The sequence below is a fragment of the Yinghuangia soli genome (assembly GCF_021502675.1).
In the GTDB taxonomy this organism is placed as follows: Bacteria; Actinomycetota; Actinomycetes; order Streptomycetales; family Streptomycetaceae; genus Yinghuangia; species Yinghuangia soli.
Map to the genome: position 1 here is coordinate 42,292 of NZ_JAKFHA010000013.1, position 22,064 is coordinate 64,355.

Sequence of the window (22,064 nt, forward strand, 5' to 3'; positions counted from 1 at the left end):
GCCTCGCAATCCCCGGACGAGCCGTGCCCCGCACCAGTTCCACGCCTCTGCGCCGACGCCCAAGTCCGAGGGATCTCCCCCGAGATCGAGGTGGAATGCCGAAGCCCGGCGGGCATGTGTGGTGGCCACACGTGCCCGCCGGGCTTTCGTCCGGCTGCGGGAATCCCGTCCGGACCAAGGCCGATCCGCGCGGTCCGAACCGGTCTTGACCGGTCCGAACCGGTCCGACCGCCGGTCAGGCCCCGGTCACATGCCCAGCGCCGCCGCCAGGTCCGTCTTCAGCGCGGCCAGCGTCGCCGCGCCGACCGCCCTCGCCTCCTCGACCTGGCTGTGCACCGGCACCACGACCTGCAAGTAGCCCTTGAGCTTCGGCTCGGTTCCGCTCGGCCGGACCACGATGCGCGCCGAGGCGACGTCGTCGGCACCCGCGAGGGTGTACCGGAGGCCGTCGGTGGGCGGCAGGTCGGCGGAGCCCTCGGCCAGGTCCTCCACGCGCGCGACGGCCAGCCCGCCCAGCGCGGTCGGCGGAGTCGCCCGCAGCCGGGCCATGCCCTCCGCGATCTGCTCCAGCTTTTCCACCCGGACGGAGTACTGGTCGGTGGCGTGCAGCCCGTACTCGACGGCGATGCCGTCCAGCAGGTCGAGCAGCGTGCGGCCGTCCCGCTTCGCCGCCGCGGCCAGCTCCGCGACCATGAGCGCCGCGGTCACGCCGTCCTTGTCGCGCACTCCGGACGGGTCGACGCAGTACCCCAGGGCCTCCTCGTACGCGAAGGTCAGCCCCGGCACCCGCGCCAGCCACTTGAAGCCGGTCAGCGTCTCCACGTACTCCAGGCCGTACCGCGCGGCCACCGGGCCGAGCAGCGACGACGACACGATCGTGGTGGCCAGCACGCCGGAGCCGCCCGCCCGCCGGGCGATCTCGACACCCAGCAGCGCGCCGACCTCGTCGCCGCGCAGCATGCGCCACCCGCCCGGCGCCGCGGCATCCGGCACCGCGACGGCGCAGCGGTCCGCGTCCGGGTCGTTGGCGATCACCAGGTCGGCGTCGGCCGCGGCTGCGGTCTCGAAGGCCAGGTCCATCGCGCCCGGCTCTTCCGGGTTCGGGAAGGCGACCGTCGGGAACTCCGGGTCCGGCTCGGCCTGCGCGTCGACCACGGTCGGGACCGGGAAGCCGGCGCGCTCGAAGGCCCCGACCATCACCGCGCCGCCGACGCCGTGCATCGAGGTGTGCACGATGCGCACGTCCCGCGGCCCGCCGGCCGGCACCACGGCCGCGGCCCGGTCCAGGTACGCGTCCAGCAGGGTCTCGCCGAGCACCTCCCAGCCGCCGTCCGCCATCGGTACGTCGGCGAGCGCGCCGACCGCGTCGATGGCCGCCGCGATGTCCGCATCCGCGGGCGGCACGATCTGCGAGCCGTCGCCGAGGTACACCTTGTAGCCGTTGTCCCGCGGCGGGTTGTGGCTGGCCGTGACCATGACGCCGGCCGCGCAGCCCAGGTGCCGGATCGCGAACGCCAGCACCGGCGTGGGCAGCGGGCGCGGCAGCAGCAGCGCGTGCAGGCCGGCCGCCTCCATCACCGCCGCGGTGTCGCGCGCGAAGACGTCCGACTTGTGGCGGGCGTCGTAGCCGATCACCACGGTGCCCGGCCGCGTGGCGTTCAGGTACGCCGCGAGCCCGGCCGCGGCCCTGATCACCACCGCGCGGTTCATGCGGTTCGGCCCCGCCCCCAGCTCGCCGCGCAGCCCGGCGGTGCCGAACTGCAGCAGGCCGGCGAAGCGGTCTTCCAGCGCGGCGCGGTCGTCGGCGTCGAGCAGGGACTGCAACTCGGCGCGGGTGTCCGGGTCGGGGTCCTCGGCCAGCCAGATGCGGGCGGTCTCGACGACGTCACTCAAGGCGGTCTCCTTAACGAGCAGGTGGCATCCACCGGCCTGGGACTGATCGGGATGATGCCCGGAGCGGATCGGGATCATCCCGGACCTGTTCGGCCGGATGCGGGAAATGATCGGGCGCGGCACATGCCACAAGCCGCCGGTCCGGTCCGGGGCGGGAGCTCCCAGGTCCGGACCGGCGGCTTGTGGCATGTGCCGCGCCGGGCGTCAGATGCGCGGCAGGACCTCGGTGAGCAGGTGCCCCATGCGGACCGCGGACGCGCGGCCGGCCTCCAGGACCTCCTCGTGGTTCAGCGGCTCGCCGGTCATGCCCGCGGCGAGGTTGGTGACCAGCGAGATGCCCAGCACCTCGGCGCCCGCTTCGCGCGCCGCGATGGCCTCCAGCGTGGTGGACATGCCGACCAGGTGGCCGCCGATCGCGCGGACCATGCCGATCTCGGCCGGGGTCTCGTAGTGCGGGCCGGGGAACTGGACGTACACGCCCTCTTCCAGGCTCGGCTCGACCTCGCGGCACAGCTCGCGCAGGCGCGGCGAGTACAGGTCCGTCAGGTCGACGAAGTTCGCGCCGACGATCGGGGACGTCGCGGTGAGGTTGATGTGGTCCGAGATGAGGACCGGCTGGCCGGGCGTGAACGACGGGCGCAGGCCGCCGCAGCCGTTGGTGAGCACGACGGTCTTGCAGCCGGCCGCGACCGCGGTCCGGACGCCGTGCACGACGGCGGCGACGCCGCGGCCCTCGTACAGGTGGGTGCGGCCGAGGAAGACCAGCGCGCGGCGCTCCCCGACGGTGATCGACCGGATCGTGCCGGCGTGTCCCGCGACCGCCGGCGGCGGGAAGCCGGGCAGCTCGGTGACCGGGAACTCGTGGTCAGGGGTGCCCAGCATGTCGGCGGCGGGCACCCAGCCGGAGCCCATGACCAGCGCGATGTCGTGGGTCGCCGCACCGGTGATCTCCTGCAGACGCTGGGCGGCGGCAGTGGCGGCGGCGGTCGGGTCGTTGCTGACGGAAGCGTTCACATCGTGAGCGTAAAGGGTGGTGCACGGTTCGGCGCGCTTGGGGTCTATGCGCGTAGAGATCGTGTCGCAATCGATGCCGGATTCAGCGCCGATCGACCTTTCGGCCGCGCCGGTCCTCGGGGGAGCAGGCAGGTACGCACGCACGCCGGAGAGGCGGCCCGACCGCTGCCGAGCGGCTGCCGTGCGTGGGGAATGCGGGGGGAATCAGGGAGGAGCGGAGCGGGTCCTACGGGCCGACCGACAGGCAGGGCCGCGTGCGCAGCTCCTTGACGTAGTCGTCCGGCGCGCCCGCCGACTCCGCGGCGTCGGCGACCATGCCGAGGTAGCGCGCCGAGGGCAGCCCGCCCTCGTAGTCGTTGAGCACATAGAGCCAGGCCAGCTCCTCGCCGAACAGCGTCTCGACCCGGATCTTGACCTTGCGGTAGAGGCCGAGCGACTCGCCCTCCCAGCGGTCGAGGGCGTCCTCGTCCGCATCGGTCAGGTCGTACAGCGCGACGAAGACCTGCGAGATGTCGTCCTCGACGACCGTGGCGAGGGAGCCTTCCCAGCCCAGCTGCTCGCCGCCGAACGTCAGGCGCCAGCCGGGCAGCCAGCCCGTCACGCGGAGCGGGGAGTGCGGAGCGCGCCGGGCCATCTGCCGCGCGTCGAGGTTGCTGGCATACGCGGCGTAGAGGGGCATGGGACCGCATCCTACGCGGCGCCCGGTGATGCGGAAGAATGACATGCGTGACTCGCATTGTGATCGTTGGTGGCGGCCCCGGTGGGTACGAAGCTGCGCTGGTCGCGGCCCAGCTGGGGGCCGAGGTGACCGTCGTCGAGCGTGAAGGCGTCGGCGGTGCGGCGGTGCTCACGGACTGCGTGCCGTCCAAGACGCTCATCGCGACCGCGGAGGTCATGACGACCTTCGCGGACTCGCACGCGGAGCTGGGCATCTACGTGGACGACGGCACGCCCGGGACTCTGGACCGGCCGATAGTGGGCGTCGACCTGGACGTGGTCAACAAGCGCGTCCTGGAGCTCGCGCAGGCCCAGTCGGTGGACATCGCCAACGGGCTGCGCCGGGCCGGCGTGGAGATGCTGCGCGGTACCGGGCGGCTGGACGGGCCGCGGCGCGTGGTGGCGACGCTGGAGGACGGCACGGTCCGCTCGCTGGAGGCGGACGCCATCCTCGTGTCGACCGGTGCCACGCCGCGCGTGCTGCCCGGCGCGGAGCCGGACGGCGAGCGGATCCTGGACTGGAAGCAGGTGTACGCGCTCACCGAGCTGCCGCGCGAGCTGATCGTGGTGGGCTCGGGTGTGACCGGTGCCGAGTTCGCCGGCGCGTACCAGGCGCTCGGGTCGAAGGTGACGCTGGTGTCCAGCCGGGACCGGGTGCTGCCGGGCGAGGACCCGGATGCCGCCGAGGTGCTGGAGGGCGTGTTCAAGCGCCGCGGCATGCGCGTCATGTCGCGCTCGCGCGCCGAGCGCGTGGAGCGCTGCGGGGACAGCGTGATCGTGCACCTGCAGGACGGCCAGACGCTGGAGGGCAGCCACTGCCTGATGGCGGTCGGTGCGGTGCCGAACACCACGGACATGGGCCTGGAGGAGTCCGGGGTCTTCCTCAAGGAGTCCGGGCACGTGCGGGTGGACCGCGTCTCGCGGACCACCGCGAACGGCGTGTACGCGGCAGGCGACTGCACGGGCGTGTTCGCGCTCGCGTCGGTGGCCGCGATGCAGGGCCGCATCGCGATGTACCACATGCTCGGCGACGCGGTCTCGCCGCTGGACCTGAAGGCCGTCGCGTCGAACGTCTTCACCGACCCGGAGATCGCCACCTGCGGCTACTCGCAGGCCGCGATCGACTCGGGCGAGATCGACGCGCACACCGTCAAGCTGCCGCTCTCCCGCAACCCGCGCGCGAAGATGCAGGGCATCCACGACGGCTTCGTGAAGCTGTTCTGCCGCCCGGGCACCGGCATCGTGGTGGGCGGCGTGGTGGTGGCGCCGCGCGCGAGCGAGCTGATCCACGCGGTCTCGCTGGCCGTGGACCTGCACTTGACGGTCGATCAGATCGCGAGTGCGTTCACCGTCTACCCGTCCCTTTCCGGGTCGCTCGCGGAGGCGGCCCGCCGCCTGCACCGGCGCGACCGGGTCTGATCCTTAGGCGAGTTCGTGCGCCGCGGCCCGGCAAAGGGCCGCCGGAACGCCGCGGCCGTGATTCCCGCTCCGGGAATCACGGCCGTTGTCGTCGGTTGTGGACATCCGGCGTATGCGCTCGATCGGGTGGCTTTCCGCGAACCGGCGCGACCGTGCTCGCCAAGCGCGCATACTCGTCTGCGAGTGGTCAGGTGTCGTGCACGGATGGGCACGACATGACCCCGGCGGCGTCGGGCAGTTTTGCTGACGGCGGGTCAGAAGGCATGCCCGCAGGCGGAATACGCGTCGTCCAGCAGCGGTGCTCTGCGGTTTCCCCCGTCACCGCCCCTTCCTCATGCCCTAAATGCCCCGGGTATTCATCATCTTGGTGAACAAGTTTGGGTAAGACCTGCAACCGGCTGAAAAGAGGTGGTCGGTCGCGTTACCTTCGTCACGTGTTCGCTGCAGAGCGTCGTCAGTTGATTCTGGAAATGGTGCGGGCCAACGGAGCGGTATCCCTCAGGGAACTCGCCCGGGTGGTCCAGACGTCCGAGGTGACAGTCCGCCGGGACGTGCGTGCGCTCGAGGCCGAAGGGCTTCTCGACCGCAGGCACGGCGGTGCGGTGCTGCCCGGTGGACTGGCGCGAGAGCCCAGCTACTCGCAGAAGACCCATCTCGCCGCCGCCGAGAAGGCCGCGATCGCCGATCTCGCCGTGTCGCTCGTCGACGAGGGGGACGCGATCGTCGTCGGTGCGGGAACCACGACTCAGGAGCTGGCCAGGAGACTGGCCCGCATCCCCGGCCTCACCGTCGTCACCAACTCGCTGCTGGTCGCCCAAGTCCTCGCGCATGCCAACCGGGTCGAGGTCGTCATGACCGGCGGCACGTTGCGCGGTTCGTCGTACGCCCTGGTGGGCAGCGGCGCCGAGCAGGCCCTCTCCGGGCTGCGGGTGCGCCGTGCGTTCGTGTCGGGCAACGGCCTGACCGCGGACCGCGGGCTGTCCACCCCCAACATGCTGTCCGCGAGCGTGGACCGCGCGCTCGTCCAGGCGGCCCACGAAGTCGTGGTGCTCGTCGACCACACCAAGATGGGCGTCGACACGATGTTCCAGACGGTGGCCGCGGAGCGGATCACCCACCTGGTCACCGACGAGGACGCCCCGTCCGCCGAACTGTCCGCGCTGGCCGAGCTCGGCGCGCAGATCCATGTCGCCCAGCTGCCCCAGCGGGCGGTCCCGGGCGCCCGCTCGGAGATCAACGGGGACCGGCTGCTGGGCGGCGTCGACCACGCCGCGAGCGGTGCGGAAAGCCGTGACCGGCGGGCCTGACGGTCCGCCGGGCGGCCCGTACGGCGGCCGCGGCCGCCGGGCCGGCCCGCTGCCGCCCGGGCACGCGGGCGGCCCCCTGCCCGGGCGGGCAGGGGGCCACACGATGCCCCGGACGGGCCGGGGCGGGTGAGACCTCGGATCAGTCCTTGATCTCGCAGAGCACCGCACCGCTGGTGACCGTGGCGCCGACCTCGGCGACCAGGCTCTTGACGGTGCCGGCGCGGTGCGCGTTCAGCGGCTGCTCCATCTTCATGGCCTCGAGGACGACGATCAGGTCGCCCTCGGCGACCGTGGCGCCTTCCTCGACCGCGACCTTGACGATGGTGCCCTGCATCGGGCTGGTGAGCGCGTCGCCGCTCGCCGCGGCGCCGGCCTTCTTGGCGCCGCCGCGCTTCGGGGCCTTCTTCGCCGGGCCCGCGGCCGCGGCACCGGAGGCGCCCAGGCCGGCCGGGAGGGTGACCTCCACGCGCTTGCCGTTGACCTCGACGACCACGGTCTCGCGCTCGGCGGGCTCCTCGCCCTCCGCGCCGCCGCCCGCGTACGGGGCGATGGTGTTGTCGAACTCGGTCTCGATCCAGCGGGTGTGCACCGTGAAGGGCGCGTCGCTGCCGTGCGTCTCCGGCGTGAAGGCCGGGTCCTCCATGACCACGCGGTGGAAGCTCAGCGCGGTGGCCATGCCGTCGATGCCGAACTCGTTCAGCGCGCGCACCGAGCGCTGGATGGCCTGCTGCCGGGTGGCGCCGGTGACGATCAGCTTCGCGAGGAGCGAGTCGAACGCCTGGCCGATGACCGAGCCCTGCTCGACGCCCGAGTCCAGGCGCACGCCCGGACCGCTCGGCGGGTTCCACACGGTGACCGCGCCGGGCGCGGGCAGGAAGCCGCGGCCCGGGTCCTCGCCGTTGATGCGGAACTCGAACGAGTGGCCGCGCAGCGGCGGGTCGTCGTAGCCGAGCACCTCGCCGTCCGCGATGCGGAACATCTCGCGGACCAGGTCGATGCCGGTGACCTCTTCGGTGACCGGGTGCTCGACCTGGAGGCGGGTGTTGACCTCGAGGAACGAGATGGTGCCGTCCTGGCCGACCAGGAACTCGCAGGTGCCGGCGCCGACGTAGCCGGCCTCCTTGAGGATGGCCTTGGACGCGCGGTACAGCTCGGCGTTCTGCTCGTCCGAGAGGAACGGCGCGGGGGCCTCCTCGACGAGCTTCTGGTGCCGGCGCTGCAGCGAGCAGTCGCGGGTCGACACGACGACCACGTTGCCGTGCTGGTCGGCGAGGCACTGGGTCTCGACGTGGCGCGGCTTGTCGAGGTAGCGCTCGACGAAGCACTCGCCGCGGCCGAAGGCGGTGACCGCCTCGCGGACCGCGGAGTCGTACAGCTCGGGGATCTCCTCGAGCGTGCGGGCCACCTTGAGGCCGCGGCCGCCGCCGCCGAAGGCCGCCTTGATGGCGATCGGCAGGCCGTTGGCCTTGGCGAACTCGACGACCTCCGCGGAACCCGAGACCGGGTCCGGGGTGCCGGCCACCAGCGGCGCGCCGGCGCGCTGCGCGATGTGCCGGGCGGCGACCTTGTCGCCGAGGTCCCGGATGGCCTGCGGGGGCGGGCCGATCCAGATGAGCCCGGCGTCCAGGACGGCCTGGGCGAACTCGGCGTTCTCCGACAGGAAGCCGTACCCCGGGTGGATGGCGTCCGCTCCCGAGTCGGCGGCGGCCTTGAGCACCTTGGCGACGTCCAGGTAGCTCTCGGCCGGAGTGTTGCCGCCGAGCGCGTGGGCCTCGTCGGCCACCCGCACGTGCACGGCGTCGCGGTCCGGGTCCGCATAGACGGCGACACTGGCGATGCCGGCGTCCTTGCAGGCGCGGGCGACGCGGACGGCGATCTCCCCGCGGTTGGCGATCAACACCTTGCGCACGATCAGGCTCCCCTCTAGAACTGGGCAGAGTCTAGGGAGTGGCCCGCACGGATGCGGTGCCGCCCCACCCCGTCACAGGTCGGCGTCCCGGTCGACCTGACTGGTGACGGGACTTCGGCGGCGCTGCCGATGCGTCCAAGTTACTCCGCGGCAATGGGAACGTGTTCTCGGGGGGCACTTGGGTGCGCCGTTCGGGGTATGCGGCGGATCCGGGGACTCCGGTCCGGGCCTTTCGGGGCGGCCGGGCGGGGGCCGTCCGGCCCTGATGTCCGCCCGCCGTGGAAAAGTTCATGCCGCGGGAACGCGGCGTTGATCATCGCGCGTTAGCGTGGAGAACGAAATCACCCATTAGGGGAGTTCGCCATGGTTTCTGCACTCGTCGCCCCCAAGGTCGTCGACACCATCCGCCAGTCGCTCCCGGAGCGGCTGCGCCCGGACTTCGATGCCGATGTCCGGCGTGCCGAGATGTCGCGCCTGCAGGGCGTACTGCGGCTCTGGCGGGCGCGCGGGGCGGCCCGCAACGACCCGGAGCGGATCCGCCGCCTGGAGAGTGCGGTGCGCACCGACCCGGCGTCGGGTGCGGTCACGTGGACGGCGGATCCGCGGGCCTGAGGACTGGGGCCCGGCCCCGGGCGGGGCGGCCTACCGGAAGATGCCGGTGTGCCCGAGGGAGTAGCGGCCCGGCTGCGGGTAGACGGCGAGGCCGTGCGGGCCGCGGCCGACCTTGATGCGGGCGATCAGGTGCCCGTCGGTGGTGTCGATGGCGTACACCTCGGAGTCGTAGCGCCCGGACAGCCACAGCACCTTGCCGTCCGCCGAGACGCCGCCCATGTCGGGGCTGCCGCCGCCGGGGATGTGCCACTTGGTCTTGATCCTGCCGCCGTTCTCGGCGCCCGGGGTGAACTCCCACAGGGTGATCGAGCCCTCGCCGCGGTTCGAGATGTACATGTACTTCGAATCGCGGCTGATGTAGAGGCCGTGCGCGCCCTTGCCGGTCGGCACGAGGCGCGGCTTGTCGAACTTGTCGCCGTCCATGACCCACACGCCGTGGCTCATCATGTCGGCGATGTACCAGGTCTTGCCGTCCGGGGAGATCTTCACGTCCTGCGGCATCATGTGGTGCCCGGGCAGCTTCTGCCGCGCGATGATCTCCATCTTCTCGGTGTCGACCTTGAGCAGCGTGGCGTCGAACTCGCACGAGACGATGAAGTAGCGCCCGTCCGGTGAGAAGTCCGTGTGGTTCACGCCGTCGCAGGCGACCGGCAGGTGCTTGACCGCCTTCATGGTGTGCGCGTCGCGGAAGACGAGCTCGTGGTCGGCGGAGGCCATGACGATGGCGTGCTTGCCGTCCGGCGTGAAGTACAGGTTGTACGGGTCGTGCACGTCGACGGTGGGGCCGATCTTGCCGGTGGCCGGGTCGAGCGGCGTCAGGGTGTTGCCGAGGTCGTTGTTGACCCACAGCGTCTTCATGTCCCAGGACGGCACCACGTGCTGCGGCTGGTCGCCGACCTTGATGGTCTCGATGACCTTGTACGTGGCCGGGTCGATGACCGAGACGGTGTCCGACTCGGTGTTGGGCACGTACACCCGGGACGGGAAGTTCTTGACCGCGTCGGCGAGCTGGTTGGGGCGGTCGGCGGCGTACAGGTCGTTCGGGTCGAGCACCGGGGGCATGCCGGGCAGCCCGTTGATCTGCGGGGCGGCGTTGCCGTGCGGTGCGGCCGGCTGCGCGCTCGGTTTGCCGGACGCGGTGGACGGGGTGGCGCGGGTCTTGGCCTTGCCGGGTTCCTCGCTCGAGCAGGCGGTGAAGGTCATGAGCCCGCCCAGCGTGAAGACGAGCGTACCGGCGGTGGTCAAGGCGACGGCCAAGCGCGACATTTGGGTACGAGACACCGGGTCAGCCTAGGTCGCCGAGCTGCGATTTCGGTGGTTTCGTCACCCGTCCGGCTGAGCCTGCGCCGTTATGGGCGACGGCAGTTGGGCCGGTCCGGGGAGTTCGTACGACCATCCCACCGGCTGGTTTGTCGCCACTGTGTCCCGCTTCGGACCCGAAGTTGCCGCCGGGGGCACCACGCGGTTCCCGGCGTCCCTATAGTCCGAGTCATCAACTGCCGCGCGGGGGCGGAGTTTTCGACAAGTCATCCACCATGGGGTTGGGGGAGCGGCGATGGCCGTGGGCGGCGGGTTGCTGCGCAGAACATACGAAACCGGTGCGACGGTGGCCGAACGCACCGCGCGCAAGCCGGAACCGGCGGGCCTGCGGGCCGCGGAGTGGATCCCGGGCGTGCTGCTCGTGATCGTCGCGGTCAGCTCGGCGCTGATCCTGCTGCGGACGGGTGCCTCGGTCGGCGGCGCGTCGGCAGCCGTGCCCACGGACGCGAACACGTACGGGACGCCCGCACCGGGCGCCTCGTCCGGGGTCCCGTCATGGAACATCTGGGACCTCACCGCAGTCCTCCTGCCGTGGTCGATCCCGCTGGTCATCGGCGGCGTGGGCCTCACCGACACCGCGTACGTGCACCGGCGCGGCGCGGTCGCCGGCGTCCTGCTGGTCGGCCTCGGCGGAGCGGCGGCCACATCCCTCCTGGACCTGGTCGCGAGCGGCGACGGCACACCGCCGCGCTGGCTGGGCGTCGTCTACCTGCTGCGCTTCGGCTTCGCGGTGCAGATCCTGGTCGGCGTGGTGCTCTGGATCCACCTCTCGGCGCCGCGCAACCGGGTGGCGCTGAACGCCGCGTTCGCCGCCACCCTCGCGGCCGCGCTGCCGCTGCTCTTCGCGGTGGTCGGCGAGGACCTCCTCGACCCGCTGTGGAAGGCCGACGCGGTGTGGCAGACCGCGCTGCCGCTGGTCGGCATCGCGCTCGTACTGCTGCTCCTGCCCACCGGTTCGGTGCTGGTCCGGCAGGGCCAGGGCTGGCCGCGTGCCTCGCGCGGCGCATTCCGCGGCGTCGTCCTGCTCGGCCTCGTCGGCGTCGCCGTGGCCATCTGGACGCTGGTCGCCCCCGACGACATCCCCAAGGCCATCGGCCTGTGGCCGGTGGCCGCGCTGGGCGGCTGCCTGGTGGCCGCGGGCCTGACGTACCGCGTGGACGGCATCCGCTCGGTCGCGGGGGCCCTGCTGGCCATGGCGGTCGGCCTCGCGGCCTTGCCGGCCGCGCTGTTCGGCTTCGACCGCACCACCTTCAACCCCGGCCTCGGCTTCGACGGGCCGGGAGAATCGGTTCCGTGGATCGCCGGCCTGGTCGCGGCCGGTGTCGCGGGCGCGGTCCTGGCCCGCTTCCTCGGCGCGTACGCGATCGGCGCCGCGGCGCTGATCCTGGTGGTCGGCGAGTTCGCCGGCCCCGACACCGGCGAGACGCACATCCTCCTGGTCCGCTGCGCGGGCGCGCTGGCCCTCGGCGTGGTGATCGGCGGCCTGCGCCCCGAACCCGCCCTCGCGGCCCTCGGCCTGACCGCGGCGTGCGGGCCGGTGTGGCCCGACCTGCAGAAGGCGTCGAGCGACTACAAGTGGGTCGAGTTCCTGACCGAGCGCCCGGGCGGGGTCCCGATGCCGCTGCTGATCCTGGCCGGCCTGGCGGTGCCGCTGAGCATCTGGGCAGGCCTGCGCCAGGCCCCGGCGAACGGCGCCGCGGGCCCGGATCCGAACCTCGTGCCCGCTTACCCGTACGGCCCGGCCCCGGTGCCCGCCCAGGCCGGCGCGGCCGAGGCGTACCCGACCGGCCCGGACCCGTACGGCCCCGGCCCCTACGGCGGCCCGGACCAGTACGCGGCCCCCGACCAGTACGGCGCCGCCCCCGAACCCTCCGCCGCACCCCCGGCGTTCGGCGCACCCCCGGCCTTCGGCGCGGACCCGGCCCCGGCCCCGGTACCGCCGCCCGCCGCCCCGTCCACCGACTTCGCCGTCCCCGGCCCCACCGAACCGGCCCCCGGCAACGGCGGCTTCGGCCAGTCCATGGGCCCCGGCCCCCGCCGCGGCGACCTCTCCGGCAACGGCACCCGCGACGACGACTGACCCCCCCAGACCCCCCGCCGCAGCCCCTCGCGCGAACACCCGCGCGGGGGCTGCGGCGTTCCCGCGGGCTGCTCCATCCCGATCTCTGGGTGGACGACAAGTTGCCGAGCCTGCCGAAGTCTCTGGGCTGTTTCCGACGTCCGCGGATGCGGCGGCATCACGCGGCGACCGCGAGGTGCTCCTGCGGTCCGGCGCGAAGGGCGCTCAGGCGAATCACTTGGCGGCAGGGGTGCCATGTGAAATATTACTGACGCCGTGCGCGGGTGAGGCGTTGCCGCGGGCGCGGCTGCTCCGTCCGCCTGCACTGCGGTGACCACACCGCGAGAGGACCTCATGAACCCCGCGTACGCGACCACCGACCACACGTTCACCGTCCCGCTGGACCACGCGGACCCGCAGGGCGAGACGATCCAGGTGTTCGCCCGCGAGGTCGCCGCCCCCGACCGGGCCGGCGAGAACCTGCCCTGGCTGCTGTACCTGCAGGGCGGACCGGGCGGCAAGTCGCCCCGCCCCTCCGCCGGTTCGCCCGGCTGGCTGCCGCAGGCCCTCAAGACCCACCGGGTCCTGCTGCTTGATCAGCGCGGCACCGGCCGCTCGACCCCGGTCACCGCCCGGGCCGCGGCCCGCTTCGCCTCGCCCGAGCGGCTGGCCGCGTACCTGGGCCACTTCCGCGCCGACGCGATCGTCGCCGACTGCGAACTGATCCGCCGCGAACTGTGCGGCGACGCCCAGTGGGAGACCCTCGGGCAGAGCTACGGCGGGTTCATCACCCTCACCTACCTGTCCCAGGCCCCGGAAGGACTGCGCGCCTGCTACGTCACCGGCGGCCTGCCCGGCCTCACCGCGACCGCCGACGACGTGTACGCCCGCACGTACCCGCGCGTGCGCGACCGCGTCCTGGAGTTCTACGCCCGCTACCCGGACGACGCCCCGCGCTTGCGCGAAATCGCCGACCTGCTCGGCAAGTCGGACGTACGCCTCCCCAACGGCGACCGCCTCACCGTCCGCCGCCTCCGCACTCTCGGCCTCGCCCTCGGCATGGGCGACGGCTTCGAGAAGATCCACTGGCTCCTCGACGAAGCACTCGACGCGGACGGCGAGTTGACCGACACCTTCCTCCTCCAGGTGATGACGCTCACCGGCCTCACCGACAACCCGCTCTTCGCCGTCATGCAGGAGACCCTGTACGGCCAGGGCGCCGCGACCGCCTGGAGCGCGGCCCGCGCGATGGAGGAGCGCCCGGAGTTCGCCGAGGACGCGGACCCGCTGCTGTTCACCGGCGAGATGATGTTCCCCTGGATGTTCCGCGAGATTACCGGCCTGAAGCCCTTCGCCGACGCCACCGACCTCCTCGCCGCCCGCACCGACTGGCCGGCCCTCTACGACCCGACCCGCCTGGCCGCGAACGAAGTCCCCCTGGCAGCCGTCGTCTACCACGACGACATGTACGTCGACGAAGGCCTGTCCCTGGAAACCGCCCGAGCCATCGGCAACGCCCGCGCCTGGGTGACCAACGAATGGGAACACGACGGCGTCCACGTCTCCAACGGCCGAGTCCTGTCCCGCCTCATGGACATGGCCTCCGGCCGCGTCTGAGACCCCACTCCCCCCGAGGCAGTCCCGCCCGACAGCTCGGACCGTCCGAGGATGGCGTCCACAAGTCCCTCTTGTGGGCGCCATTCTGGTGATGCCAGCCGACTTTCCCGTTCTGGAAAGCGCGTTTCCTTGACCCCCGCTCCAGGCCGCCGACAGCATCGGAGTACGGCAGAACCCCAGGGGGAGCAATGTTGCGAAAGCTGACCGGCGATCCGGCGTGCAAGAACGGGACCTGCCCGACTCTGTGGATCACCGAGGCCGGCACGGGCTACATCGTGCAGGGTCGAGTGGTCGACGACCCGGAGCACTTGGCGCAGTTGGGTCTGCCCGCCGGGGAGTCTGCCGTGTTCGTGCCGGCCGAGGTTTTGGAGGCGTACTTTCGTGCTGACCGGTGACGACTTCGCCCGGCTGTTCGCGGAGTTCGAACGTGAGGCGTTCAGGTTGGAGACGTTGAGTGCGTACGACGTCGAGGACGAGCAGGAAGAGTTCGCGGCTTTCCTTGCGGGCGAGCCGATGCCGCCGGAGTGGAGCGACAATCCCTGGGTCCGGGCGATGACCGACCGCGGCAAGGCGGTCGCCCGCGTCCACGTCCTCCGCTCGCCGTGGACCGACTATCTGCGCTACGAACTCTCCGCCTACCCAGGCAATGTCAAGGCGGGCGAGTCCATCGGGATCATCGATCTGGCCGACCACGTCGTTCCCGGCCTGCCGGATCATGACTTCTGGCTGTTCGACAATGCATCGGTCTACCGCATGCACTACACCGAAGCGGGCCGGTTCGTCGGGGCTGAACCTCTGCCCGTCGACCGCGTCGCGGAGTACCGGGGGTATCGCGACGTCGCGCAAGCCCACGCAGAGCCGTTCGCGGTGTACTGGGAGCGGCACCGACAGACGTGAACCGCGACATCGGCGCGGCGCTGCGGGCCTTGAGGTCGGCTTCCGGCCTTACGGCCGCGACGCTCGCCCGCCGCGCCGCCATGTCCGCCGGGAAACTGTCGAAGATCGAGAACGGACGTGTCCGTCCGACGGCGGCTGACGTCGAGCTGCTGCTCACCGCACTTGGTGTCTCCGATGAGGCGCGTGGCGAGTTCGTCGCTGCAGTGCGGGCGGCTGCCACCGAGGCAACGGCATGGCGACTCCTGCGCCGCATGGGGCCGTCAAAACACCAGCAGGCGATCCGAGCGCTGGAAGCGCAGACGACCACGCTCCGCCTCTTCCAAGGACAGTTGATCCCGGGGCTATTGCAGACACCCGAGTACGCGAGCGCGGTGCTGTCGCTTCCCCCTGGCCTGCCCGAACAGACCAAGGCTGCGACGCTCGCCGCGCGGTTGGCACGGCAAACGATCCTGTACGAGGAGGGGAGAACGTTCCACTTCCTCGTCTGTGAACACGTGCTGCGCTGGCTGATCTGCACGCCGACGGTGATGGCCGTGCAGCTCGATCGGCTCGTATCCCTGTCGCGTCTCCCCGCCGTCCGGATCGGCGTCCTGCCGCTGGCAGCCCGCATGCCCGACTTCCCGATGACGTGTTTCAGCCTCCACGACACTCGCTTGGTGCTCGTCGAGACCTTTCACGCCGAGATAACCACGACAGATCCAAGCGACGTGCAGACGTATGCCGCAACGTTCGAACGGTTCGCCGCCGCGGCCGTTTTCGGGGACGACATGCGTGCCGTGGTCGAGACGGTCCGGGATGAGTTCTTGCGTGATCGAGAAAGGACCTGTCCCGGATCGGACGGCCGCTCCTAGCGTTGCCGACATGGCAGAGCCGCACGGGCCGTGGACAGGATCCATGATCGCCCGATCGGAACGCAACGAAGGGACGGCCAGGATGAGCGACAGCCGCGAGTACCGATTCGCCACGGCCGCAGCATGCCGTGACCCGAAGGTGGGCAACTGCATCGAGGTCGCTACGAACGTGCAGGGCGCCGTGGCACTTCGCGAGAGCGAGAACCCCAGTACCGTCGTCGTGACGACCCCGGAGCGCTGGGCGGTTTTCGTTGCCGCCGCCGCAGCGGGCGAGTTCGACCTGACCATGTGACCGTGGAGGCGCGCCGTGGCGCCGTGTCCGACCTGCTCGGCCGAGGGGACGCCGGACTTCGAATTCGCGGGGCAATGGTGGTGCTTCACCTGCGCAGCCTTCTTTCGCCCTGCACCGCAGCCCTGCCCGCCAAGCCGGCTGTTCCGATCGACGCTGACGCGTGCCCCGTACGACGTCCGGGCACACCCGGAGGCGCCGGGCCCGCAATCTGACTGACGATTGCGGGCCCGGCGCCTGTCCGATGGGCATGGCCGCAGTTCGCCTCTGAGGTATTTCCCGCTCTTCCGCCGTCCCGGATTCCGCGATACTGCGGTGCGGATTTCATGCCCGGTACGACGTGAGGACGGTTCCTTGACGCATGCCCCGCCGCCGTGGCCGCCCGCTCCACCGCCCGGCGCGACGGGGCAATTCCCGTACCAGACCGGGGCTTACGGCTATGCGCCCCCGCCCCCGCCCGGTCCGCCGCGCCGTACCTTCGGCACGGTGGCGGGCACGGTTCTCGCGTACGTCCTGAACCCCAAGAAGGCGGCCCATCGCGTCCTGAAGCCGCAGGAACGGCTGGCGCCGTCCGACCCGCGCATCGAGCAAGTCCGGTTGATCCGCACGCTGCTCGGCATGGCGGTGGTGGTGTGGGTGGCGCTGAAGTACGACAGCGTCGAGTCCGAGCGGATTGTCTCCGAGGCGATCATGCACATCACCGTCTCGGTGATCGTGGCGACGCTCGCCGTCCCGCTGTGCGCCCTGGCCTTTGTCCTGCTCGCCCATGACAACGTGCGCCGCGAGACGCGGCGCGTGATGCGGTATCCGATGGTGTCGATGGGCTGGTTCCTGGGCGCGGCAGGCGTGTTCGTCGGGGCGATGGCCGGTGGACTGGTGGACCTGAAGCCTTCGCACCCGGCGCTGTGGATCCTCTACCTCCTGGGCCTGGCCGCCTTCATCTGGACCGGCCTGTTCGTGGCGATCGCGTTCTTCCTGGTGCCCCGGTACCTCTTTGCTTCCGCGGACGGGCACTTGCTGATGCCCAGCCTGCTGGCGCCGACCTTGTCGTGGGCGGTCGCGATCACCGATCTCGTGTCCCCGGGCAACAACCGCGTCCCCGCGCTCGTCGCGGTCATCGTCACGCTCGGCGCGCCCGTCACCATCACGGCGATGTCGGTCTGGGAGGCCAAGCGGGTCCGCGAGCTGTACGGCGTGACCTTCCGCGGCGGTCCGCAGCCGCGGCGTACCCCGATTCCCGCCCAGCAGACGCCGCTTCTGGGTACGGCGGTACCCGGGCAGGTCGCCAACGCGTCGTGGTCCGCCGGCATCGGCGGGACTCTCGGCACCTTCGGCGCGGCCCGCACCGGACGCCGTTTCCCGCACGTCAGGCACATCATCGCGACGGTTCTCACCAGCGGCTTCTGGGCCGTCGGCTACCTGATCCTGTACCTGCGCTGGAGAAACCGCGGCAGCCGCACTCCCTAGCGCGGCGACCGACAGCGTTCACCGGGGACGTCCTGTCGGTGATCTTTGAGCCGACGTCTACCTACCGCCCTGAACATTGATCAACTAACCGTCCAGACACACCACCGGCACGCGCTGGACTGCGTTGTTGGCGAATCCGCCAAGGTTCCATGCCTGTTCGAGCGGCTGGGTACGGCCGTGCGCGTCCGTTGCGCGGACCGCCAAGACGTGTTCGCCGGGCGTCGCTATCCACGGCAACTTCCAGGTCCGCCACTCCCACGGGTGCTCGGGCTCGGGGCCCAGCATGGTGGCGGTCCATGATCGGCAGTCGTCCGCGCTGACGTCGACGGAGGTGATCGGCGCGGTGCCCGACCAGGCGCGTCCGCGCAGCCGTATCGGTCCCGGGTGCACCACGCGCGTGCGGGTCATGAAGTCGGGGAAGCCGGGCGGGACGAGCAGCGCGCGCGGCGCCATGCGGGTCACCGGCTCGCCGGGGTCGGTCTTGGCCTGCCGGATGCGGTACGCGGTCGCCTGCTGGAAGCCGTCGAACGGCTTGTCGACGACGGTGATGCCACGGAGCCACTTGACCTGCGCCATCCCGTACCAGCCGGGGACGACGAGGCGGAGCGGGTAGCCGTGTTGCGGCGGGAGGGGCGCGCCGTTCATCGCGTACGCAAGGAGTACGTCCGGCTGCAGTGCCTCGGCGAGAGGGAGACTGCGGCGGTAGTCCTGCTCGACGCCGCGTTCCACGCCGTGGTCGGCGCCGGTGAAGACCACTTCGAGGGCGTCGGGCGACAGGTCGGCCTCGGCGAGGACGTCGCGCAGGGGTACGCCTGTCCAGTCGGCGGTGCCGACGGCCTCGACCAGCCAGGGTTGGCTGATGGGCCGGGGGAGGAGCCGGGCCCGCCCGTTGCCCGCGCACTCGAAGGTGACGCGGTGCGTGACCGCGGGGCGCGAGCGAAGTTCGGCGACGTCGATGGTGAGGGGTCGCCGTACGAGCCCGTCCACGGTCACCGGCCACGGGGAGTCGGGCGGGACGAACGGGATGTCGTAGTGGACGAGGACGTAGTGCAGCCCGGGCGGCGTGGTGTCGTGGAGGAGCGCTTCGAGCGGCATGCCGTGGTTGCGTGCGGCGAGGGCCAACTCCGCGTCGGAAAGGCCCTCCCCGGGTTCTGCCACCCGGGCGGGGCCGCTGGCTTGCGTGATCGGGTCGTCGTGCATTGCTGCCTCGCTCTGCTTCCAGAGTAGGCAGCCGCGCCGCCCCCCGCGCGCCAGGACTTGGCCTCAGCCCGTGCCGCTGAGCATGCTCATGATGACGCCGACCGCGCAGCCCAGGCCGGCAGCCAGCAGCGCCACCACCCAGAACATGCCGTGCAGCACGTTGTCGATCCGGTCCGGCACGTACCAATCCGACGGATTGCCGGGGTTGTACTTCAGGCGGAAGGTGTCGCCGGTGGTGCGAGGGGTGTCCCCGTCGTCGGGGATGTAGCCCACGTACACGCGCTGCACGACACCGCCGCGGCTCATGTAGGTCACGTTGGGGTCCCTGCCGGAACTCTCGACGATCGTCGCGGTGGTCCGGCGCCACCCCCAGTGTTTGACGAAGCCGTCGAACTCTTCCCAGACCATGTCGAGGAGGAGCCCGGCCAGGGGGACCGTCCAACTGGTGATCAGCAGCGCGAAGATGCCCATGGTCGAGTCGGTCAAGAGCCCCACGAGCAGGGCCGCGCCGACCAGCGCGATCGACAGGTATGTGCTGCGGCGCAGGAACGACATGGCCAGGGCGTCCGGTTCGTCGTCCGGCCGGTCCGGGTCAGGCTCGGGAGCGTCGGCCATCCTCGCCTGAATCAGCATGAGGAAGCTCTCGGCCGCTTCGCGACTCGGCGTCGGGACCGGGAACGTGGCCCCCTTGTGCGTCGTGACGCGGAGCGTCCTCCAGCGCGTGCGGGTCACCGAGGCTATGCGGGACAGCGGGATGCGTACCGTCTCATGCCAGTACTCCAGCCGGAGTTCAGTGCTGTCGAGCTTGGCCGTGTTGCCGCGGGCCGCGAGTGCGACCTGTTCCTGATCCGATGGCATGATCCACCCCCGGTCCGGAAAAGTACCCGCACCAGGACGCAGCCGCCAGATGCCGATCTTCTCTCGGGATGGTCGGCCGAACGCCGCGAGGGCGCCCCGTCTTCACGGTCTACCTGGCGTACGCGTCGGCCAGGGCCGCGGCGAGGGCTGCGTCCGCGGCGCGGTCGGCGACCGCTTCGTCCAGCGGGTCGCCGCTGCACAGCACGCGGTAGTAGAGGGGCGCCGAGACCGCGCGGATGACCTCGTGGGTGTCGGTGCCGGGGGGCAGTTCGCCGCGTGCGATGGCGGCGTCGACGCAGCCTGCCCACTCCGCGATACGGATCGCGTAGAACCGGTGCAGCGCCTCCGCGGCACTCTCGTCCCCCGTCGCCGCCGCGATGACGGCCTTGAAGAGCGGGCCCTGGCGCGGGTCGTTGAGCGTACGGACGACCAGGCGTGCATTGGTACGCAGGTCTTCGCGCAGGGAGCCCGTGTCGCTGCGGGAGACCGACTCCTCCGCCATGTGCGCGAGCAGGTCGGCGACCAGGCCGGTGGTGTTCGTCCAGCGCCGGTACACGGTCGTCTTGCCGACGTCCGCGCGGCGGGCGACGTCGGCCAGGTCGAGTCCCTCGAAGCCGTGCTCGGCGAGCGCGTCGCCGGCAGCCCGCATGACTGCTTCGCGTACGCGCGCGGTCCGGCCGCCGGGGCGGGTGGCCGCGGGGGGATCCTGCTCGACGGTCATAACGGGACTCCAGTTCCATTAGCTGGGGTGAGCGTGCTACGTTGATCCTACCTTAACGGGACCACAGAACCATTAATGGATGGGCGGCGTATGCATGGCGGCTTTGCCGCGGCCTGTTGAGTCCCGCTCGTTCTGCTCGTTCAGCGCGTCCCGCTCGTCCGCTCGTTCAGCGCGTCCGGCTCGACATGTTCACGTCGACCCGACGCATCTCGACCCGTCCTGCCCAGAAGGGGAGATCTGCCATGTCCGCAATCACCGAATCCCGCCCGCCGGCGGCCGACGCGGGGGTACCGACGTCGCCCGCCGACCGTGGTCCGGTCCGTATGACCGGCCGTCAGCGCCTCGTCCTCACCCTGCTCCTCGGCGCCCAGTTCATGGTCGCGGTGGACTTCTCGATCCTGAACGTCGCGCTGCCGGTGGTCGGCGCCGGGCTCGGCTTCTCGCTTGCCGACCTGCAGTGGATCGCCACGTCGTTCGCCCTCGCCGCGGCCGGGTTCACGCTGCTCTTCGGCCGGATCGCCGATCTCGTCGGCCGCAAGCGGATGTTCATCGGCGGCATGGCCGTCCTCGGACTCTCCTCCGCGCTCGGCGGGCTCGCCACGTCCCCGGAAATGCTGCTCGTCGCCCGAGTGCTGCAGGGCCTGGCAACGGCCGCCGTCACTCCGGCCGGGCTGGCGCTGTTGACCACCGCGTTCAAGGAAGGCCCTTTGCGCGAACGTGCGTTGGGGCTCAACGGCGCGCTGATGTCGGCCGGCTTCACTGCAGGCGCGATCCTCGGCGGACTGCTGTCCGACCTGCTCTCGTGGCGGTGGGCGTTCTTCATCAACGTCCCGGTCGCCGCGCTCATCGTCGCCCTCGCGCCGTCCGTCATCACCGACTCGCGCCCGGCGCGCCGCCCCAAGCTCGACATCCCCGGCGCGATTGCCGTCACCGGCGGACTTCTCCTGCTCGTCTTCGGCCTGACCCAGGCCGGCGAGCACGGCTGGACCACGCCGACCACGCTCGCATCGCTCGTCGCCGGACTCGTCCTGCTCGTCTCCTTCTGGTTCGTGGAGAAGCGCGCCGCCGAACCGCTGGTGCCGACCCGCGTCCTCAAGCGCCGCAACGTCATCTGGGGCAACTGGGCCGGGCTCGTCGCCTTCGTCACCGAGACGTCGCTCGTCTTCCTGCTGACCCTGTACCTGCAGGAAGTGCTCGGATACTCGCCGCTCGCCACCGGCCTGGCGTTCGGCGTCCTCGGCATCGGCACCGTGATCGGCGGAACGCTCGGCGGCCGCGCGGTCGGACGGTTCGGCACCCGCGCCACGATCATGTACGGCGGCATCGTGCAGGCCGCCGCCACGCTTGCGCTCGTCGCCCTCGGTACGTCCGGCGCCTGGATCTGGCTCCTGCTCGCCGCGACCTTCGTCGGCGGCGTGGGCAACATGCTGGTGATCGTCGGCTTCATGGTCACCGCCACCTCCGGCCTGCCGGACGAGGAGCAGGGCCTGGCCACCGGCCTCGCGACGATGACCCAGCAGGTCGGCATCACCCTCGGCATCCCGGTCATGAGCGCGATTGCCACAGCGCAGATGGGCTCGTCGACCGGCACCGACGCGGTGCTTTCGGGCGTCACGACCGCGATCTTCGTCAACGCGCTGCTGGTGCTCGCGGGGGCGCTGCTGGCGGGGGCGTTCCTGGGGCGGCGTAAGGGCGACGCGGGGGAGCAGGGCGGGGAGTCCTCGCAGTCGTCGCAGCCCGCGGATTCGTCGCCGTCCTCGAAGTCCGCGAAGTCCGCGAAGTCCTCGCGTGCCGACCGGGCGGACCTGGTCGCGTGACGGCCGGGGATGCATGCGGCGGTCCGGAGCGGCAACTGCACCGGACCGCCCCCCCCCCCCCCCCCACCGGGGGGCGCGCCGTGGCCGGCCTCGGCGG

General features: G+C 71.5%; 19 protein-coding genes. 11 read left to right on the top strand and 8 right to left on the bottom strand.

The annotated features are described in order from the left end of the window. Positions 1-246: 246 nt before the first annotated feature. The 3 genes from LZ495_RS21650 to LZ495_RS21660 all read right to left on the bottom strand — a co-directional run bounded on the left by LZ495_RS21650 (position 247) and on the right by LZ495_RS21660 (position 3,586). Positions 247-1,893, bottom strand: a complete 1,647-nt coding sequence (locus LZ495_RS21650) for a phospho-sugar mutase (RefSeq protein WP_235054405.1) — start codon at positions 1,891-1,893, stop codon at positions 247-249. A 204-nt stretch (positions 1,894-2,097) separates the two neighbouring features. Further along, positions 2,098-2,907, bottom strand: coding sequence for a purine-nucleoside phosphorylase (locus LZ495_RS21655; protein ID WP_235054406.1), 810 nt, complete (start codon positions 2,905-2,907; stop codon positions 2,098-2,100). A gap of 226 nt (positions 2,908-3,133) precedes the next feature. Then, positions 3,134-3,586, bottom strand: a complete 453-nt coding sequence (locus tag LZ495_RS21660) for a gamma-glutamylcyclotransferase family protein (protein ID WP_235054407.1) — start codon at positions 3,584-3,586, stop codon at positions 3,134-3,136. Positions 3,587-3,624: 38 nt separating this feature from the next. On the opposite strand from LZ495_RS21660, the gene LZ495_RS21665 reads away from it, so the two are divergent. Both LZ495_RS21665 and LZ495_RS21670 read left to right on the top strand, forming a co-directional pair. After that, positions 3,625-5,043 carry an NAD(P)H-quinone dehydrogenase gene (locus LZ495_RS21665; RefSeq protein ID WP_235054408.1) on the top strand — a complete coding sequence of 473 codons (1,419 nt, stop codon included), beginning with the start codon at positions 3,625-3,627 and terminating at the stop codon, positions 5,041-5,043. Positions 5,044-5,513: 470 nt separating this feature from the next. Then, positions 5,514-6,350, top strand: a complete 837-nt coding sequence (locus LZ495_RS21670) for a DeoR/GlpR family DNA-binding transcription regulator (protein ID WP_235054633.1) — start codon at positions 5,514-5,516, stop codon at positions 6,348-6,350. A gap of 139 nt (positions 6,351-6,489) precedes the next feature. Here the strand turns inward: LZ495_RS21670 and LZ495_RS21675 are convergent, their stop codons facing one another. Continuing rightward, positions 6,490-8,259 carry an acetyl/propionyl/methylcrotonyl-CoA carboxylase subunit alpha gene (locus LZ495_RS21675; RefSeq protein WP_235054409.1) on the bottom strand — a complete coding sequence of 590 codons (1,770 nt, stop codon included), beginning with the start codon at positions 8,257-8,259 and terminating at the stop codon, positions 6,490-6,492. Positions 8,260-8,622: 363 nt separating this feature from the next. Here LZ495_RS21675 and LZ495_RS21680 point away from each other — a divergent pair, with 363 nt between their 5' ends. After that, positions 8,623-8,871, top strand: coding sequence for a hypothetical protein (locus LZ495_RS21680; RefSeq protein WP_235054411.1), 249 nt, complete (start codon positions 8,623-8,625; stop codon positions 8,869-8,871). 30 nt (positions 8,872-8,901) lie between these two features. Here the strand turns inward: LZ495_RS21680 and LZ495_RS21685 are convergent, their stop codons facing one another. Further along, entirely contained in the window at positions 8,902-10,137 is a 1,236-nt protein-coding gene (locus tag LZ495_RS21685; RefSeq protein WP_268823181.1) for a YVTN family beta-propeller repeat protein, read from the bottom strand. 340 nt (positions 10,138-10,477) lie between these two features. On the opposite strand from LZ495_RS21685, the gene LZ495_RS21690 reads away from it, so the two are divergent. From LZ495_RS21690 to LZ495_RS21720, 7 genes are all read left to right on the top strand, one after another. Then, positions 10,478-12,271: a hypothetical protein gene (locus LZ495_RS21690; protein WP_235054413.1), complete on the top strand. Its 1,794-nt coding sequence runs from the start codon at positions 10,478-10,480 to the stop codon at positions 12,269-12,271. A gap of 333 nt (positions 12,272-12,604) precedes the next feature. Next, positions 12,605-13,867 (top strand): alpha/beta fold hydrolase, encoded by a 1,263-nt coding sequence (locus LZ495_RS21695; protein WP_235054634.1) that lies wholly within the window; start codon positions 12,605-12,607, stop codon positions 13,865-13,867. A 188-nt stretch (positions 13,868-14,055) separates the two neighbouring features. Beyond that, positions 14,056-14,262, top strand: coding sequence for a hypothetical protein (locus tag LZ495_RS21700; RefSeq protein WP_235054415.1), 207 nt, complete (start codon positions 14,056-14,058; stop codon positions 14,260-14,262). Further along, positions 14,249-14,764 (top strand): DUF6879 family protein, encoded by a 516-nt coding sequence (locus LZ495_RS21705; RefSeq protein WP_235054417.1) that lies wholly within the window; start codon positions 14,249-14,251, stop codon positions 14,762-14,764. The genes LZ495_RS21700 and LZ495_RS21705 overlap by 14 nt, the downstream gene beginning before the upstream one ends. Further along, a complete protein-coding gene (locus LZ495_RS21710; protein ID WP_235054419.1) occupies positions 14,761-15,615 on the top strand; it encodes a helix-turn-helix domain-containing protein in 855 nt (284 codons plus the stop codon). Before LZ495_RS21705 ends, LZ495_RS21710 begins: the two co-directional genes overlap by 4 nt. Positions 15,616-15,625: 10 nt before the next feature. Continuing rightward, positions 15,626-15,907: a DUF397 domain-containing protein gene (locus LZ495_RS21715; RefSeq protein ID WP_308268508.1), complete on the top strand. Its 282-nt coding sequence runs from the start codon at positions 15,626-15,628 to the stop codon at positions 15,905-15,907. A gap of 483 nt (positions 15,908-16,390) precedes the next feature. After that, positions 16,391-17,371 carry a hypothetical protein gene (locus LZ495_RS21720; protein WP_235054420.1) on the top strand — a complete coding sequence of 327 codons (981 nt, stop codon included), beginning with the start codon at positions 16,391-16,393 and terminating at the stop codon, positions 17,369-17,371. Positions 17,372-17,455: 84 nt separating this feature from the next. On the opposite strand, the gene LZ495_RS21725 is transcribed toward LZ495_RS21720, so the two are convergent. The 3 genes from LZ495_RS21725 to LZ495_RS21735 form a co-directional block, all read right to left on the bottom strand. After that, complete coding sequence (locus LZ495_RS21725) at positions 17,456-18,571, bottom strand: sulfite oxidase (RefSeq protein ID WP_235054422.1); 1,116 nt, start codon at positions 18,569-18,571, stop codon at positions 17,456-17,458. A 63-nt stretch (positions 18,572-18,634) separates the two neighbouring features. Next, positions 18,635-19,429 (bottom strand): DUF3592 domain-containing protein, encoded by a 795-nt coding sequence (locus tag LZ495_RS21730; protein WP_235054424.1) that lies wholly within the window; start codon positions 19,427-19,429, stop codon positions 18,635-18,637. A 109-nt stretch (positions 19,430-19,538) separates the two neighbouring features. Continuing rightward, positions 19,539-20,150: a TetR/AcrR family transcriptional regulator gene (locus LZ495_RS21735; RefSeq protein WP_235054426.1), complete on the bottom strand. Its 612-nt coding sequence runs from the start codon at positions 20,148-20,150 to the stop codon at positions 19,539-19,541. Between the two features lie 242 nt (positions 20,151-20,392). Between LZ495_RS21735 and LZ495_RS21740 the strand changes: the two genes are divergently transcribed. Next, entirely contained in the window at positions 20,393-21,967 is a 1,575-nt protein-coding gene (locus tag LZ495_RS21740) for an MFS transporter (RefSeq protein WP_235054427.1), read from the top strand. Positions 21,968-22,064: the final 97 nt, after the last annotated feature.